Below are 16,594 nucleotides of genomic sequence, written 5' to 3'. Positions count from 1 at the left end.
GGTCGGCAGTGCGAGAGCGTGAACACCTGTACTTTTGCTATCCCTGCACAGGTGGTCATCTGTGTTTGCCGGGCAGCAATTATCTGATGCTGAAATATCGGTGATCCCGCAGTTTGGCGCGGTCGAATAGCCATCCTTTATATATTTCCCGCCACTCCAGACAGCTAATTATTATCAAGATCGTCGATTTGCCGACTTATGGTTCTGAACTGCTTTCATGACGATGCCGATAATTTTTCGAGTTACTGCTTTGGGCAAATGCGATGAATGGCGGACGGTGCATGAGGGTATGGCTGTAGTGAGGCAGATCACCATGGCGAAAGGGATTTATCGTGAGGCGCAACATTTGCAGAACCAGTAATTTCGTGGTCGGCTCGATCGCGATCATCAGCGCCTCGGCGGTGATCGCGTACACGGGTCCGGGCACCATGCCGAGGGGTGTTGTGCTCGCGGCCGAGATCGACGCCTCGTCGGACACGCTGGGTATCGCGGATTCCCAATTAGTTTGGGAGACAACGGCTCAACAGGCTCAGGCGCTCGACGCGATGCAGGCCCTCGGGGTCGACACCGTTCGTGTCGGCGTCTTCTGGGGTGGCATCGAGCAGGCCCCCGGGGTGTACAACTGGAGCGCGCTCGACGGTCTGATCAACGCGGCGGCCGAACGGAATATGGGTGTGCTCGCCGCGGTCACCACCACGCCGCCCTGGGCGGCGACACCGGGGTCGGCGCCGTACTACACGCCGCCGGCCAACCCGCAGACATTCGGTAACTTCACCGGGGTGTTGGCCGGCCGATACGCCGGCAAGATCTCGGCCTACGAGGTGTGGAATGAACCGAACGCGGCGTTCTTCTACAGTCCCAAGCCGGATCCGGCCAGTTACACCGAGTTGTTGAAGGCGGCCTATCCAAAGATCAAGGCCGCTGACCCGAATGCCACCGTGATCGGTGGTGTGGTCGGATCCGGGGTGACCATCGGCGACACGACGATGAACCCGGTGGACTTCGTCGAGGGTATGTACGCGGCCGGAGCTGAGGGCAGCTTCGACGCGCTGTCGTTTCACCCCTACCAGTACACGACGAAGTTCTCCGAAGGCGCGGACCTGGCCAATTCGCCGATCAACCAGCTCACCGACATCAGGAACCTGATGGTGGCCAATGGCGATGCAAGCAAGCAGATCTGGTCTTCCGAGTATGGACTGCCGACCAACGTGGTCGGTGAGCAGCAGCAGGCCGACTACATCCAGGACATGGTGACCGACTGGCGCACACTGCCCTATGCGGGGCCCGCGTTCATCTACACCCTGCGCGACACCAACACCGGAAGTACCAACGACGAAGACAACTTCGGGGTGTATCGGACGGACTGGACACCGAAAGCGGCTGTGGCCGTGATCAAATCGCTGACCGGTAGTGCGGCCGCGGATCCCGGGGTCGCTCTGACAGCCCTGACATCGCCGCTCGATTCGTCTCGGATGGTGACGCTCACGGATCGGGCGGCCACGCCGGCCCAACAGCTCGCCGCGGTCGACCCCGCAGTGGCAGCGCAACTGCAGACCCTGACCGCGCAGTTGGCGGATGCGAGCACGGAAGCGGCGGATCCGGCTGTGGCAAAACAACTCTCGACGCTCAACCGGCAATTGGTGAGTGTTGAATCCGTGGCGCCGGCGGATACGGCCACCACCGACAACACGTCGGCTGGTGAGCAGCGGCTGGCCGCGGTGGCCGAGCAGAACCCGGTCGTGGCCAGAGTGCTGGCCGCGGTGGCGAATCGGGACGAGGTTGCTCAGACCGCAGGCCGTGAGAATGACGCCGGGCCGGCGCCTTCGGCCACGGCCGATTCGGATGATTCGACGACCGGAGCGGCCGCCGCCCCGAAGCCCGCACCCCGGGACACCCCGCGCGCATCCACGCGGGACGACTCCCGAGGGGCGCCCGCCCGCAGCCGCAGCGACGACCCCTCGGATCGGCATAGCCGTCGTCCGGGTGCGCACCGCGACCGCGCCGACGCCGGCAAAGGGTCCGGTGGCCATCAGCGGCGCGGCGCCGAGGCCGGCAGCGGTGGCCGCTAGATCACAGTGACACAGTGGGGCCCGTCACCTGTCGGTTACGGGCCCCACTGTGTCCCACTACTTTCCGAGCCCGAGTGGCCCGGCCAGCGCGGTGAGCGTGGGGAGTAGCTTGTCCCATCCGCCGAGCACCTGGATGGCGACGTGGTCGGCGCCGGCGTCGATATGCTCGTTCAGCCGGGCGGCGATCGCGTCGGCCGTCCCGTGCGCTACCACCGCATCGATCAACGTGTCGCTGCCCGGCTTGGCGATGTCCTCTTCGCTGAAGCCCAGCCGGCGCCAGTTGTTCAGGTAGTTACTCAGATTCAGGTAGAAGTCGACAGTGTCGCGGCCGATCTTTCGGGCGGCCTCGGTTGCCTGCGCCGAACCGTCGGTCAGCACCACCTTGTGTTCCGGAGCGAGAAAGACGCCATCGCCCAGCACCTTCCGTGCCTCGGCGGTGTGCTCGGGCGTCGTCAGATACGGGTGCGCCCCCGCGCTGCGTTCCCTGGCCAGCCGCAGCACCTTGGGGCCGAGAGCGGCTACCACGCGACGGTCGGCCGGCACCTCGGCGACGTCGAGCGCATCGAGGTATTCGACCAGCACGTCGTAGGGCTTGCGATATTCCTGGGTGTGCTCGGGATGCCCGATTCCGATGCCGAGCAGGAAACGGCCCGGGTAGGTCTTCTCCAGCCGGTGATAGGTCGCGGCGGCCTGCTCAGCGGGCGAGGTCCACACGTTGATGATGCCGGTGGCCAGCTGCAACGTATCCGTGGCGTCCAGAATCTCCTCGGCGAAGGGCAGATCGCCGGCGGGGGACCCGCCGATCCACACCGCGCCATAACCGAGTTGCTCGATGGCGGCAGCCTGTTCGGGGGAGACCTTGCCGAACGTCCACACTCCGTAACGGCCCACGTTGATCGTCATGGCTATCCCTTCGATTACCGCAGGCCCAGTGGCCCGGCGAGTTCGGTCAATGCGGCCACCAACTTGTCCGGTGTGGTCAGGACCTGGACCGGGACATGGTCGGCGCCGGCATCGAGGTGCTCACGCAGGCGCGCGGCGACCGCGTCGACGGTTCCATGGGCGACCACCGCGTCCACGAGGCGATCGCTGCCCGGCTTGGCCACGTCGGAATCGCTGAACCCCAACCGCTTCCAGCTGTTGAGGTAGTTGTCCAGATTGAGGTAGATCTCCAGGGCCTTGCGGCCGACGGCGCGGGCCTGCTCCGCGTCGGTGGTCAGCACCGCCTTGTGCTCGGGGGCGATGAACGCTTCGGTGCCCAGCAGTGCGCGCGCTTGCGCGGTGTGCTCCGGGGTGGTCAGGTACGGGTGCGCGCCCGCGGACCGCTGCGCGGAGAGCTGCAGGACTTTCGGGCCGAGCGCGGCCACCACGCGGCGGTCTTTGGGGACTCCGTGTTCGTCGAGCTTGTCCAGGTAGTCGTTGAGGGCGTCGAGAGGCTTCTTGTACTCGGTGATCGCCTCGCGGTGACCGACGCCGATGCCGAGCAGGAAGCGTCCGGGGTAGGCCTCGTCGATGCGATGGAACGACTGTGCCGTCGGGCCCGCCTCGGCCGTCCAGATGTTCACGATGCCGGTGGCCACCTGAAGGTTGGTGGTGCTCGCCAGCAGCGGCTCGACCCAGTCCAACTCCGCGGGCGGCGATCCGCCGGCCCAGATGGCGCCGTATCCGAGTGCTTCGATCTCTTGCAGTTGGGCTGGGGAGAACTGCTGCCACTGGGTGTAGTGACCGAAGACGCCGAATGAGCCGAGGTCTGGTTTCGGGGAGCGCTCGTGCGAAGAGGGTGTGGTCTGCGTCATGGATCAAGTCAACCCGTCGGGCTTGCGACGATATTCCGATTCGATCCGCATGACGGAAACTATTCGGCGGGATCGGCCTCGGCGGGTCGGGGCGCCACCAGCGGCAGGCACACGATGAACCGGGTGTTGCCCGGTTCGGATACCACCCGCATATCGCCGGCGTGCTTCTCCACGACGATCCGCCAGGCGAGATCCAGGCCCAGCCCGGTGCCCTCGCCGAACGGTTTGGTGGTGAAGAACGGGGTGAAGATGCGGCCGATGATGTCCTCGGGAATGCCGGGGCCGTCGTCGCAGATCTCGACGCGGATCATCTGATCGCTTTCCCGGGCGGTGCGCAGCGTCAGCGTGCCGTGCCCGTCCATGGCCTGCAAGGCGTTGTCGATGATGTTGGTCCAGACCTGGTTGAGGTCGCCCGGGTAGCACTGCAATTCGGGTAGCGACTTGTCCAGGTCCTTGACCAGGGTGATCGGTTTGCCCTGATGGCCGATCTTGTCGCCGAACATCATGATGGTGCTGCGCAGCAGCTCATGCACATCGGCACGCTGGTAGGAGCCCCGGTCCATCTGCGAGTACTGCTTGGCGCCGGCGAGCAGCGCCGAGATGCGCCGGCTGGCCTCGGCGATCTCGTTCATCCGCAGTTCGGTGTCGATGGTGTACTTCAACCACCCCAGGGCGCCTTGCAGCGAGGCGGTGACATCCGCGTCCTCACAGAACGCCGAGATCCGCTCCAGCCAGTCGATGTCCAGGCCCGCCTCGACGAAGGTGGGGGCGTAGTCCCAGGCGCCGACGATATCGCGGTCTTCCAGCCATTCACCGATCTGATCCTCGCGATCGGAGGTTTCCAGCGCGGTGAGCTCCAGGCCCTTGTTCTTGGCGACCTGCTCGGCGACCTCGTCCTGGATGGTCACCAGCATCCGCAGCGCTTCGGGGGAGAACTTGCCGTCGGCCAGCATGGCCAGCTTGTGCCGCATCTTGCCGACACCTTCGCGCAGATCGGCCACCGCGCGGGCGGTCGCGGCGGCCGGGTTGTTCAGCTGATGGGTCAGGCCGGCGGTGATGGTGCCCAATGCCAGTAGCTTCTCGCGCTGGCCGATGATCTGGCTCTGCCGGCGGCCGCCGACGAGGTGGCCCTCGAGCAGATGCACGGCCATCGGGAACTGGGCCCGCATGAAGGCCGCGAACGCGTTCGCGTCCAGCACGAATACCCGGGACGGCTCGACCAGACGGACCGAAGCCTGATAGACGTGCTCCTCGCCGGGTATGTAGGCCGACCAGGCGCCGAAGTACACACCGCGCTGCGAGGTGCGGTTGGTCTGGATGTCGACACCGCCGGAGCGTTTCGACATGATCAGCTCACCGTCGATCAGCACATAGAAACAGCTGGCCTGTTCGCCTTCGGTGACGATCGGGCCCGCCGGGAAGGTCTCGATGGTGCCGGCTTGGCACAACGTGTCCAACTGTTCGTCGGACAGGTGCTCGAACAGGAACAGTGTCCGCAGTTCGTCGCGCACACAGGTTTCACCCATGGTCATCTGCTCCTCTATGCCACGCCGGGGGTGCCGGCCATCACGCTTCTGCCAGGTAGCGGTGCACGAGCATCACCGCCATCGACCCTTCGCCGACGGCGGCCGCCACCCGCTTGGCGGATTCGGCACGTACATCTCCTGCAACAAACACACCGGGCACACTTGTTTCCAAATGGTGTGGCGGACGATCCAAGGTCCAGCCGACGACGTCGCGGAGATCAGGTCCGGTCAAGATGAAACCGTGGTCGTCACGGGCCACGACGCCGTCGAGCCACTCGGTGCGCGGCGTCGCGCCGATGAAGCAGCACAGCCGGGTCGAGGGCACCTCGTCCCGTTCGCCGGTACGCCGGTCCTCCAGCGTCAGCCCCACCAGATGGTCGTCCCGGCTGGTGGTGCCGACCACCTCGGTGCAGGTCCGGACGCTGATGTTGGGGGTCTGCTCGATCTGCTGGATCAGGTAGTAGGACATCGACGCTTCCAGCGACGGCCCACGCACCAGCAGCGTCACCGAGTTGGCCTGCTTGGACATGAACATCGCGGCCTGGCCGGCCGAGTTGGCACCGCCGACGATGTACACGTCCTCACCGGCGCACTCCGAGGCATCCGACACCGAGGCGCCGTAGTAGACGCCCTTGCCGATGAGATTGGCGTCGTCGGAGGCCGAACAGCCGGTCACCGAGAGTTCGCGGTACTCCACGCCGGTGGCGAGGATGACGGCGCGAGCGCCGATGGTGCTGTGGTCCTCGAACGAGATCGTGCGGGCGGTGCCGACCTCGCCGGCCTGCAGCTTGACCGCCTTGCGGGTGGTGATCACCTCGGCGCCGAACCGTTCGGCCTGGCGGCGCGCCGTCGTGGTGAGCTCGATTCCGGAGACACCGTTCTCGAATCCGAGGTAGTTCTCAATGCGGGAACTACGACCGGCCTGGCCGCCGGTGGTCGCTCGTTCGATGAGCACGGTGTTGAGCCCCTCGGAGGCGCCGTAGACCGCGGCCGCCAGGCCGGCGGGTCCGCCGCCGATGACCGCGAGGTCGTACATCTCCAGTGACGGATTGGTGGACAAGCCCAACAGGTCGGCCAGTTCGGAGTCGGTCGGCTCGACGAGCGGGGTGCCTTCCTCGGTGATGACCACCGGAAGCTGCCTGCCGTCCAGGCCGGCGGCGTCGAGAAGCTGTTTGCCCTTGGGCTCCTCGGCCGTGAAGGCTTTGAACGGGTACGCGTTGCGGGCCAGGAACTGACGCACCTCCCAGGACCGCGGATTCCACTGGTGGCCGATCACCTTGGTGTACGGGATGGCGCGGTCGCCGACCGCGTGCCAGGCCTCCAGGAGCCCGTCGATCACCGGGTACAGCTTCTCCTCGGGTGGATCCCACGGCTTGAGCAGGTAATGGTCCAGGTCGACGACGTTGATGGCGTCGATCGCGGCGGTGGTGTCGGCGTAGGCGGTCAGCAGGACCCGCCGGGCCATCGGGTAGAGGTCCATCGCGGATTCGAGGAACTCGATACCGCTCATCTGCGGCATCCGGTAGTCGGCGACGAACACCGCGACGGCGTCGCCGCGTAGCTTGAGTTCGTGCAGCGTTTCCAGGGCGTCCGGGCCGGATTCGGCACGGACGATGCGGTACCGCTCGCCGTAGTGGCGGCGCAGATCGCGGGCCACGGCACGGGACACGGCAGGGTCGTCGTCGACGCTGAGAATTACGGGTTTGCGGGGCTGGGGCGCGGGTCCAGTCATATCGTTCTCAATTATGCGCCCGCCGTCCAGTAATTTTGGCGCTGACCTCCGCACATGACCGCCGGCGGGGTGCGCGGGCAGCGATTTGGGTGCATGCCCCAGCAGAGGGTATTGTGGACCAACGGTGCGGCTTCCGCGCCGACTCTTCTCGTGCCCTGTCTTTGGAACTCTACCGTTCTACCGATCGAGCTCACGTTTTGTAGTCGGAACGATGGGTGCACCGACTGCAACAGCGGGCGCACGATACGAAACTAAAGCAAGGATCGCTAGACAGTATGGCCAAGAAAGACGGTGCCATCGAGGTCGAGGGTCGCGTGGTCGAACCCCTGCCCAATGCGATGTTCCGCATTGAGTTGGAGAACGGACACAAGGTCCTGGCCCACATCAGCGGCAAGATGCGGCAGCACTACATCCGCATCCTGCCCGAGGATCGCGTCGTGGTGGAGCTCTCTCCATACGACCTGTCCCGGGGCCGCATTGTGTACCGGTACAAGTAACTCGCCCTCGAAACGCAACTACCAGTAGACGTGTGACGCGTCAGCGCGCGTCACCGCACAACCAAGAAGGATCGCGAAGCCGTGAAGGTGAACCCGAGCGTCAAGCCGATCTGCGACAAGTGCAGGGTGATCCGCCGGCATGGGCGGGTCATGGTGATCTGCTCTGATCCGCGGCACAAGCAGCGGCAGGGCTAGTCAACAGCCTGTCGAGCAGTTCCACCCACAACTGAATGCAGACCTCCCAGTACCACTGAGTGGCTGGCATCTGAAGAGATGGGCCACTCATACACGTCCGGCACGGAGGCCGGACCCCGTGAGGGGAACGGACTGGGAACAGACCTCCGCAACCTAGAAGGAAACACTGCCTGATGGCACGTCTCATGGGCGTTGACCTCCCGCGCGACAAGCGCATGGAGATCGCGCTGACCTATATCTACGGCATCGGCCGTACCCGCTCCCAGGAGATCCTGGACGCCACCGGTATCGACCGGAACCAGCGCAGCAAGGACCTGACCGACGATCAGGTCAGCACGCTCCGCGAATTCATCGAAGCCAACCTGAAGGTGGAGGGTGACCTGCGCCGCGAGGTTCAGGCAGACATCCGCCGCAAGATCGAGATCGGCTGCTACCAGGGCCTGCGCCACCGTCGCGGCCTGCCGGTGCGTGGTCAGCGGACCAAGACCAATGCGCGTACCCGCAAGGGTCCCAAGCGCACCATCGCCGGCAAGAAGAAGGCCAGGTAATCCGAGATGGCACAAGCCAAGAAGGGCGCGCCCAAGAAGGGTGCCGCCAAGACCCGCCGCCGGGAAAAGAAGAACATCCCGCACGGCGCCGCGCACATCAAGAGCACGTTCAACAACACGATCGTGTCGATCACCGATCCGCAGGGCAACGTCATCGCCTGGGCATCCTCGGGCCACGTCGGCTTCAAGGGTTCGCGCAAGTCGACGCCGTTCGCCGCGCAGCTGGCCGCCGAGAACGCCGCCCGCAAGGCGCAGGAGCACGGCGTGAAGAAGGTCGACGTGTTCGTGAAGGGCCCGGGTTCGGGCCGCGAAACCGCGATCCGTTCTCTGCAGGCCGCAGGCCTGGAGGTCGGCGCGATCTCTGACGTCACACCGCAGCCGCACAACGGCTGCCGTCCGCCCAAGCGGCGCCGGGTCTAGGGAAGAGGATTTAGACAATGGCTCGTTATACCGGCCCCGCGACCCGCAAGTCGCGTCGCCTCGGCGTCGACCTCGTCGGCGGCGATCAGTCGTTCGAGAAGCGCCCCTACCCGCCCGGCCAGCACGGCCGCGCGCGGATCAAGGAGAGCGAATACCGCACCCAGCTGCAGGAGAAGCAGAAGGCTCGCTTCACCTACGGCGTCATGGAGAAGCAGTTCCGCAAGTACTACGAAGAGGCCAACCGCAAGTCTGGCAAGACCGGCGAGAACCTGCTGCAGATCCTGGAAAGCCGTCTGGACAACGTCATCTACCGGGCCGGGCTCGCCCGCACCCGCCGGATGGCTCGCCAGCTGGTCAGCCACGGCCACTTCACCGTCAACGGTGTGAAGGTCAACATCCCGAGCTACCGGGTGTCGCAGTACGACATCATCGACATTCGCGACAAGTCGCTGAACACCCTGCCGTTCGAGCTCTCGCGGGCCACCGCCGGCGAGCGTCCGATCCCGGGTTGGCTGCAGGTCGTCGGCGAACGGCAGCGCGTGCTGGTGCACCAGCTGCCCGAGCGGGCGCAGATCCAGGTGCCGCTCACCGAACAGCTCATCGTCGAGTTCTACTCGAAGTAATCGGCTTTCGCGGCCGTAGGCCGCAAGAGCATCTGCCGTCCAACCGGCGGCGGATACCCCATAACGGCATCAAATAGCGGGTGCCGAGAAGGAGATAGAGAACACCATGCTGATTTCTCAGCGACCCACACTGTCCGAGGACGTGCTGGCCGAAAACCGGTCCCGGTTCACCATCGAACCCCTGGAGCCCGGCTTCGGTTACACCCTCGGGAACTCGCTGCGGCGCACGCTGCTGTCGTCCATTCCGGGCGCGGCGGTCACCAGCATCCGCATCGACGGTGTGCTGCACGAGTTCACCACCGTTCCCGGGGTGAAGGAAGACGTCACCGACATCATCCTGAACCTCAAGGGCCTGGTCGTCTCCTCTGAGGAGGACGAGCCGGTCACCATGTACCTGCGTAAGCAGGGCCCCGGTGCGGTCACCGCCGGCGATATCGTGCCGCCGGCCGGTGTGACGGTGCACAACCCCGAAATGCACATCGCCACCCTCAACGAGAAGGGCAAGCTCGAGGTCGAGCTCGTCGTCGAGCGGGGACGTGGCTACGTGCCGGCCGTGCAGAACAAGGCTTCCGGTGCCGAGATCGGCCGGATCCCGGTGGATTCGATCTACTCACCTGTGCTCAAGGTGACCTACAAGGTCGAGGCCACCCGTGTCGAGCAGCGCACCGACTTCGACAAGCTCATCCTCGACGTCGAGACCAAGAACTCGATCACCCCGCGGGACGCGCTGGCCTCGGCCGGTAAGACCCTGGTCGAGCTGTTCGGTCTGGCTCGTGAGCTGAACGTCGAGGCCGAGGGCATCGAGATCGGCCCGTCGCCGGCCGAGGCCGATCACATCGCCAGCTTCGCGCTGCCGATCGACGACCTCGACCTGACGGTGCGCTCGTACAACTGCCTCAAGCGTGAGGGTGTGCACACCGTCGGCGAGCTGGTGTCTCGTACCGAGAGCGATCTGCTCGACATCCGTAACTTCGGCCAGAAGTCCATCGACGAGGTCAAGATCAAGCTGCATCAGCTGGGTCTCTCGCTCAAGGACAGCCCGGCCACCTTCGATCCGTCCGAGGTCGCCGGCTACGACGTCGCCACCGGCACCTGGACCGGTGACGCCGGCTACGACCTGGATACCGACCAGGACTTCGCCGAAACCGAACAACTCTAACCGGGCACATTCCCACCCAGCTTCACCCGCCCAATCCGTCCCGGTCCTACCTGATACGGGGGCCGGCCCCATTTAGGAGATAGTCGCCATGCCCAAGCCCACCAAGGGTGCTCGTCTCGGCGGGTCGTCCTCGCACCAGGCGGCGATCCTGGCCAACCTGGCCACGTCGCTGTTCGAGCACGGCCGCATCAAGACCACCGAGCCGAAGGCACGGGCATTGCGTCCGTACGCCGAGAAGCTGATCACCCACGCCAAGAAGGGCTCGCTGCACAACCGGCGTGAGGTGCTCAAGAAGATCCGCGACAAGGATGTGGTGCACACCCTGTTCGCCGAGATCGGACCCTTCTTCGCGGACCGCGAGGGCGGCTACACCCGCATCATCAAGGTCGAGAACCGTAAGGGCGACAACGCGCCCATGGCGGTCATCGAACTGGTGCGGGAGAAGACGGTGACCTCTGAGGCCAACCGTGCTCGTCGTGCCGACGCCGCGCAGAAGGCGGCGGCCGCCGAGGCCCCCGTGGCCGAGGAGACCCCGGTGGTCGAGGCTGAGGTCGCCGATGAGGCGATCGCCGATGCCCAGACCGCTGAGGCTGCCGACGACGTCGTCGAGGACGCGGCACCGGCTGAGGACACCGCCGGCTCCGAGGATGAAGCCAAGTAACGAAGTGCCGAACGAGCCCGCCATCGAATTCGATGGCGGGCTTGTTCGTTCTCCCGTCGCTTCGCTCGCCCAGGATCGTTCTCCCGTCGCTTCGCTCGCCCAGGTGCGGCTGCGTCTCCAGATCGCTTACGACGGAACGGACTTCTCCGGCTGGGCCACTCAGGCCGGGCACCGCACCGTCGCCGGTGTGCTCGAGGACGCGTTGGCGACGGTGTTCCGCACTCCGCTGGTGTTGTACGCCGCGGGCCGCACCGACAGTGGAGTGCACGCCACCGGTCAGGTGGCGCATGTGGACGTCCCCGCTGAAGCGCTCGGTCACGCCTATCCACGTACCCCGCGGCCGCAGGACCCCGAGTTCCAGCCGCTGGTGCGCCGGCTGTGCCGGTTCCTGCCCGAGGATGTGCGGGTACTCGACATCGTCCGGGCTCCAACGGGATTCGACGCCCGGTTCTCCGCGTTGCGACGGCATTACGAATACCGGCTCAGCACCGCCGTATTCGGCGTGATCCCGCAACAGGCCCGGTTCATCACCCCGTGGCCGCGCAAGCTCGATGTCCCGGCCATGGCCGAGGCGTCCCGCGTGCTGGTGGGTTTGCACGATTTCGCCGCATTCTGCCGGCACCGCGACGGTGCCACCACCATTCGCGACCTCCAGCGATTCGACTGGCGTGCCGAGGGCGACGCCGTCACCGCGTACGTCACCGCGGATGCGTTCTGCTGGTCGATGGTTCGGTCGTTGGTGGGGGCACTGCTCGCCGTCGGGGAGGGCCGCCGGGATGCCGCCTGGTGCGCGGGCCTGTTGGACGCTTCGGCACGTTCCAGCGCGTTCGCCGTGGCTCCTGCGCGCGGATTGTCACTTGTCGGCGTCGACTACCCACCCGACGATCAGCTGGAGGCGCGCATCCTCATCACCCGGGATCTGCGAACCCGGCCCGGGGCCGCCGAGACGACGGGATGCGCGGCGGAACAGCCGATTAGCCGCCAAGAACCGTAGTCGCGGTGCTTATCTCAGCTTCTTGGCGACGAAATCGGCTGCCTGGTTCACCATGCCGGCTTTGATATAGCCGGGCGCGAGGTGCTCGGGCCAATAGGCCTGCCAGTTCTCCATATCCGTCGGATTGCAGATCGGGTCGTTGCCATGGCACAGCTCGATGGTCCGGCTCTGGAAAGCGGGATTGAACTGTGTGATCGGTGCGACCCATTGGATCCCATTGCCGAACAACGCAACCGCGGCGATATGCGGATCCGCTGTCGCCGGTAGTGGCAGTTTGAATCCGAGCACCGGAAACGGCATGGCCAGCACCACATCGGTGGCCGCGGCGCCGAGTGAGTAGCCGCCCAGCACAATCGGTGTCTTCGGGCAGTTGGCCATGGTCGCCTGAATCCGCCGGCTCATATCGTTGGCGCCCAGATCGATCTGAGTGTCGGCCGGATAGTTCACCGAGTACAGCGAGATGTTCTTCTTGGTCTTCTGCCGCAGCGCGGTCGCCAGTGCGGTGCCGATCTGCCCCGCACCGGGCGGTTCCATCCGGCCGCGGGCGAAGATCAGTTCAGCGTCCGGACAGCCGGCGGCGGACGCGGACGGGAGAACGCCGACAGGTGCCGTCACTGTCAGCACCCCACCGACCGCGGCCAGAATTGCGGCATACCACCGAAGTCGACCTCTCGACATCAAGATCACCGGCTCGAGTCTAGCCACGCGAATTGACGTAGGCGTTTATCGAATCTTGATGTTCCCGAAATGGATTGGAGCCGTGACCTGTCGGAGATGAATTACTGCACCCGCGCCGCGGTGAAATCGGCAGCCTGATCCACCAGGCCCGAACCGATGTAACCGTCCTGCAAATGGTTGGGCCAGTCGCGCTGCATTTCGCCGAGCGTCTGCGGGAATCCGTCACTGCAGATCGGATCGGTGCCGTTGCACGCGTCAAATGTCCTGTCCCGGTATACCGGAGCGATATTGCCCGCGCCCGCTCGGTGACTGAAATTCCCGAAGAGTACGACCGCCGCGATATGGCTGTCGGCGCCGGGCGGCAGCGGGTTCTTGAAACCGAATCCATTCTCGGTGGCCGACAGTGCCACCGTCGCCGATACGGCACCCAGCGAGTAGCCGCCGACGACCAGGCGAGTGTCGGGGCAGGCATCTGCCATGTACTGGATACGCCGGCTGGTGTCGTTGGCGCCTGCGGCGATCTGGGTGTCGGCCGGGTAGTTCACGCCGTACACGGCGATGTCTTTGGGCACTCGGGCCCGTAAGGCGTCGATGAACGCCTGTCCGAGCCGGCCGGGGCCGGGCGCCTCGTTGCGACCCCGCGCGAAGATGACCTCCACCGGCGGGCATACATCTGCGTTTGCGGTGGCCAGTGTCGTCGACGGTGCTGTTGCGGAAATCATCATCAGCCCGCCGACGGCACTCGCCGCCGCCACCATGGCGGCGGCGCAGCGCCGTACAGACTTCAGTAAGGTGTGCACCCAGCAAATACTAGCTGCACTCCGGTAATGGCTGGTCCTGCCCGTGTTCAAGTGCTGACAGGTCAGCCGGGCAGACCCTGCTCCTCGGTGGGCAGCGGGGCCGGTCCCTTGATCGCGGGCTCAGCCTTGGCGATGGCCGGCGCGTTTGCCGGCGCGGTCGGGGTCACGGTGGTACCCAACTGCATCTCGCCGTCGGCAACGGCCACGTTCGACTGTTGCAGCAGCGCTCCGGTGGCCAGTGCGCCGAGGCACGCCAGGCCACCCACCGCGGCGGCAACCCGGACCCGGACATCACTCAGGGAAATCTTGTGCGCGTTCATGATCGAACGAACCCCCATCAATCTTGTCAGTAATAACGATCACTTCAACAAGATCAACAGCCCGTGCACTCGGCTGATTCCCGTCGTGCTGAGCCAAATAGTGTGATGTCGGCGGGTGTTTAGAGTAGGCCGGCGACGAAGCCCGCAGCCTGGTTGGTGGGGCCGCCGGTATAGGCGCGGTGCGCCTCGACGTCCTCGCCGGGTCCGCAGATCGGGTCGCCGCCGTTGCACAGGTCGATCGACCGCGCGCCCCAGACCGGGCTGGACGTCATCGGCAGGCCAATCTTGGCCGAGGGGTTGCCGAACACGGCGATGGCTGCCACATGATCCGGTGCGTTGGGCGGCAGGGGAGCGTTGAACCCGACCGCGGGGAACGGCACGGCACTGATGACGTCGATCACCGCGGCGCCCTGGGAATAGCCACCCAGCACCAGTCGGGTGTTGGGGCAGTTTTCCATCATCCACTGGACGTGGCCGCTGGCGTCGTTTGCGCCGTTGGCGGCTGCCAGGAAGTCGTAGCTGGCCGGGTAACCCACCGCGTACGTCCCCACCGAACGCCCGCCGACCTTGCTGCGCAGGGAGCCGACGAACGCGTTGCCGATCCGGCCCAGACCGGGATCTTCGTTCGTGCCGCGAGCGAACACCACCTCGATATCGGGACACCCGTCGGCGTGTGCCGAAGCCAGGCTGCCCACCGATGCGGGGGAGATGATCGCCGCGGCGGCGGTCACCAGTGCGGCGGATGTGGCCAGTCCGATGCGGCGAACAAGATCAAAAGTCACGCCACATTCTAACGCCGAGCACAGCTAAACAAGCGCGGCGACGAAACCTGCAGCCTGGGGGATGAATTCCGAGCTCTCGTAGCGGGTGTGCGCGAACGGGTTTCGACCGCGCGAGCAGATCGGATCACCGTCGGCGCACAGGTCGATGGCCCGGCCGCCGTAGGGCGACGGCGCGGTGTTGGCCGGATGGCTGAACTTCGCGCCCGGGTTCCCGAACACCGCGACGGCGGCGACCTTGCCCGCCAGGCTGCCCGGCAGCGGCGGTGCCGATCCGAACTCGCCGATCTTGTCGCCCACGGGTGGGACGCCGATCAGCATGTCGACGATCGCCGCACCCTGCGAATAACCGCCCAGCACGACCTTCGTCGACGGGCACTGTGCCGCCAGGGCGTTGATCCTGGCCGTCGCGTCATACGCGCCATCGGCAGCGGCCAGAAAATCGTAAGTCGCGGGATAGTTGATCCCGTAGGTGCTCAGGGTGCGGCCACCGAGCTGGGGTGTGAGGGCATCGGCGAGGGCTTGGCCGACGCGACCGATTCCCGGATCCTCGCTCGTCCCGCGGCCGAAGATGAGCTCGACATCCGAGCACGGCTCCGCAGTCGCCAGCGGTGCCGGTCCGGCCAGGAAAGCGAGGGCCGACACGATGGCGGAACCGACGGCTGCGGTCCGGGCTGACATCCTGAGCAACTTCACGGACAGCATCTTCACACTTGCAGGCTAGTTGCTGCCAATCGCCGGTTCCGTGTGTGGCTGGGCCGGCGGGAGGTCGGGCCAGCCCGCCTCCAGCACGGCGTCGGCCCGGTCGCCGACGCGGGCCAGGGTCAGTCCGAGCAGTACCACTGCACCCCCGAGCGCCTGGGTGGCCGTGATGGCCTCGCCGAGGAATGCCCACGCGATCAGGACCGCGAAGAGCACTTCGGCCAGGCCGACGAGGGATGCGAAGCGGGGGCGCAACCGGGCCACCCCGAAAATGCCCAGCGTGTAGGCGATCGCAGTCGGGATGAGCGCCAGTGCGATCACCGGGATGTACCAGGGCAGCGTGAGCCCGGCGACGACGGTGTGATGGGTGCTGAATGTCAGCGGCATCACACCGGAGGCGCCGATCGCGGCCACGGTGACGGCGCCGACCACCAAGCCGCCGGCGGCCAGGGTGATGGGATGCAGCCCGTCACCGTCGGCGGTGGCGGCATCGGACATCATGAAATAGCAGGCGGCGCACACCGCGGCGGCCAGGCCCCAGCTGACGCCGACCGAGTTGATACGCGCTCCGGCAAACACATCGAGCACCAACATGATCCCGGCGATGGCCAGCGCCACACCGGCGAGCGTCAGCCTGCCGGGTGCCCGTTTGGTGGTCGCCCACAGCCAGCCGACGACGAGGATCGGCGCGGTGTACTCGAGCAGCAGCGCCACGCCGACGGACAGATGGGCGACGGCGTTGTAGTAGCACAGTTGTGCACCAGCGATGGGGATCAGGCCGTAGGCGATGACGGTCTTGCGGTGCGCGAGTGCGTCGTGGATCCAGTCCGGCTTGATGAAGCCGGCGAATGCGGCCATGGCGAGCGCGCCGCCAGCCAGTCGCGCGGTGACCGCGGCGGTGGGAGACCAGCCGGCTTCCATCAGCGCCTTGGCCAGGGGGCCGGACATCCCGAAGGTGAAGGCGGATGCCACGGCGAACAACATGCCGAGCCGGAAATGGCCGGTATCGGCACGCGTGTCCGTCGCGCTCATCGGAAACCCCCGAGCTGTAATGAGTAAAATGCGGATTGGTCATGACGCTAGCGTGGATGGGAG

19 protein-coding genes are annotated in these 16,594 nt (G+C 65.8%); 9 read left to right on the top strand and 10 right to left on the bottom strand.

Going from position 1 to position 16,594, the window contains the following annotated elements; genetic code table 11:
• The first annotated feature begins 332 nt into the window (after nucleotides 1-332).
• Nucleotides 333-2,069, top strand: coding sequence for a cellulase family glycosylhydrolase (locus QN239_RS26505; RefSeq protein ID WP_499014879.1), 1,737 nt, complete (start codon nucleotides 333-335; stop codon nucleotides 2,067-2,069).
• A 57-nt stretch (nucleotides 2,070-2,126) separates the two neighbouring features.
• Here the strand turns inward: QN239_RS26505 and QN239_RS26500 are convergent, their stop codons facing one another.
• From QN239_RS26500 to QN239_RS26485, 4 genes are read right to left on the bottom strand one after another with little or no spacing between them, the layout of a single operon-like run.
• Nucleotides 2,127-2,972: an LLM class F420-dependent oxidoreductase gene (locus QN239_RS26500; protein WP_499014877.1), complete on the bottom strand. Its 846-nt coding sequence runs from the start codon at nucleotides 2,970-2,972 to the stop codon at nucleotides 2,127-2,129.
• Nucleotides 2,973-2,986: 14 nt separating this feature from the next.
• The gene (locus QN239_RS26495; RefSeq protein WP_499014876.1) at nucleotides 2,987-3,865 is read right to left on the bottom strand and encodes an LLM class F420-dependent oxidoreductase; all 879 of its coding nucleotides are present in this window, start codon (nucleotides 3,863-3,865) and stop codon (nucleotides 2,987-2,989) included.
• Between the two features lie 59 nt (nucleotides 3,866-3,924).
• The gene (locus QN239_RS26490; protein WP_090360470.1) at nucleotides 3,925-5,391 is read right to left on the bottom strand and encodes an ATP-binding protein; all 1,467 of its coding nucleotides are present in this window, start codon (nucleotides 5,389-5,391) and stop codon (nucleotides 3,925-3,927) included.
• Nucleotides 5,392-5,431: 40 nt separating this feature from the next.
• Nucleotides 5,432-7,123 carry an NAD(P)/FAD-dependent oxidoreductase gene (locus QN239_RS26485; RefSeq protein ID WP_499014875.1) on the bottom strand — a complete coding sequence of 564 codons (1,692 nt, stop codon included), beginning with the start codon at nucleotides 7,121-7,123 and terminating at the stop codon, nucleotides 5,432-5,434.
• 275 nt (nucleotides 7,124-7,398) lie between these two features.
• Between QN239_RS26485 and infA the strand changes: the two genes are divergently transcribed.
• From infA to truA, 8 genes are all read left to right on the top strand, one after another.
• Nucleotides 7,399-7,620 (top strand): translation initiation factor IF-1, encoded by a 222-nt coding sequence (gene infA / locus QN239_RS26480; protein WP_003418601.1) that lies wholly within the window; start codon nucleotides 7,399-7,401, stop codon nucleotides 7,618-7,620.
• A gap of 81 nt (nucleotides 7,621-7,701) precedes the next feature.
• Complete coding sequence (gene rpmJ / locus QN239_RS26475; RefSeq protein ID WP_003879483.1) at nucleotides 7,702-7,815, top strand: 50S ribosomal protein L36; 114 nt, start codon at nucleotides 7,702-7,704, stop codon at nucleotides 7,813-7,815.
• Between the two features lie 173 nt (nucleotides 7,816-7,988).
• Nucleotides 7,989-8,363 (top strand): 30S ribosomal protein S13, encoded by a 375-nt coding sequence (gene rpsM, locus QN239_RS26470; RefSeq protein WP_090359768.1) that lies wholly within the window; start codon nucleotides 7,989-7,991, stop codon nucleotides 8,361-8,363.
• A 6-nt stretch (nucleotides 8,364-8,369) separates the two neighbouring features.
• Complete coding sequence (rpsK, locus tag QN239_RS26465; RefSeq protein ID WP_078020665.1) at nucleotides 8,370-8,783, top strand: 30S ribosomal protein S11; 414 nt, start codon at nucleotides 8,370-8,372, stop codon at nucleotides 8,781-8,783.
• 17 nt (nucleotides 8,784-8,800) lie between these two features.
• Nucleotides 8,801-9,406, top strand: coding sequence for a 30S ribosomal protein S4 (rpsD, locus tag QN239_RS26460; RefSeq protein WP_167156946.1), 606 nt, complete (start codon nucleotides 8,801-8,803; stop codon nucleotides 9,404-9,406).
• Between the two features lie 106 nt (nucleotides 9,407-9,512).
• Nucleotides 9,513-10,565: a DNA-directed RNA polymerase subunit alpha gene (locus QN239_RS26455; RefSeq protein ID WP_090359763.1), complete on the top strand. Its 1,053-nt coding sequence runs from the start codon at nucleotides 9,513-9,515 to the stop codon at nucleotides 10,563-10,565.
• 88 nt (nucleotides 10,566-10,653) lie between these two features.
• A complete protein-coding gene (rplQ, locus tag QN239_RS26450) occupies nucleotides 10,654-11,226 on the top strand; it encodes a 50S ribosomal protein L17 (protein WP_499014872.1) in 573 nt (190 codons plus the stop codon).
• Nucleotides 11,213-12,220: a tRNA pseudouridine(38-40) synthase TruA gene (gene truA, locus QN239_RS26445; protein WP_499014870.1), complete on the top strand. Its 1,008-nt coding sequence runs from the start codon at nucleotides 11,213-11,215 to the stop codon at nucleotides 12,218-12,220. Before rplQ ends, truA begins: the two co-directional genes overlap by 14 nt.
• A gap of 9 nt (nucleotides 12,221-12,229) precedes the next feature.
• Here truA and QN239_RS26440 read toward each other — a convergent pair whose 3' ends face one another.
• From QN239_RS26440 to QN239_RS26415, 6 genes are all read right to left on the bottom strand, one after another.
• On the bottom strand, nucleotides 12,230-12,898 hold the full coding sequence (locus QN239_RS26440; RefSeq protein WP_499014868.1) for a cutinase family protein: 669 nt from the start codon (nucleotides 12,896-12,898) through the stop codon (nucleotides 12,230-12,232).
• A 101-nt stretch (nucleotides 12,899-12,999) separates the two neighbouring features.
• Nucleotides 13,000-13,656, bottom strand: coding sequence for a cutinase family protein (locus QN239_RS26435; RefSeq protein ID WP_499016978.1), 657 nt, complete (start codon nucleotides 13,654-13,656; stop codon nucleotides 13,000-13,002).
• A gap of 104 nt (nucleotides 13,657-13,760) precedes the next feature.
• The gene (locus QN239_RS26430) at nucleotides 13,761-14,018 is read right to left on the bottom strand and encodes a hypothetical protein (protein ID WP_090359754.1); all 258 of its coding nucleotides are present in this window, start codon (nucleotides 14,016-14,018) and stop codon (nucleotides 13,761-13,763) included.
• Nucleotides 14,019-14,137: 119 nt separating this feature from the next.
• Entirely contained in the window at nucleotides 14,138-14,800 is a 663-nt protein-coding gene (locus tag QN239_RS26425; protein WP_499014866.1) for a cutinase family protein, read from the bottom strand.
• Between the two features lie 24 nt (nucleotides 14,801-14,824).
• Nucleotides 14,825-15,502, bottom strand: coding sequence for a cutinase family protein (locus QN239_RS26420; protein ID WP_499016977.1), 678 nt, complete (start codon nucleotides 15,500-15,502; stop codon nucleotides 14,825-14,827).
• Between the two features lie 15 nt (nucleotides 15,503-15,517).
• On the bottom strand, nucleotides 15,518-16,531 hold the full coding sequence (locus tag QN239_RS26415) for an EamA family transporter (protein ID WP_499014865.1): 1,014 nt from the start codon (nucleotides 16,529-16,531) through the stop codon (nucleotides 15,518-15,520).
• Nucleotides 16,532-16,594 lie beyond the last annotated feature (63 nt).

The sequence above is a fragment of the Mycolicibacterium sp. Y3 genome (assembly GCF_051188035.1).
Taxonomy (GTDB): domain Bacteria; phylum Actinomycetota; class Actinomycetes; order Mycobacteriales; family Mycobacteriaceae; genus Mycobacterium; species Mycobacterium fluoranthenivorans.
The sequence above is the reverse complement of the archived record's forward strand: the minus strand, read 5'-3'. Positions and strand labels throughout refer to the sequence as shown.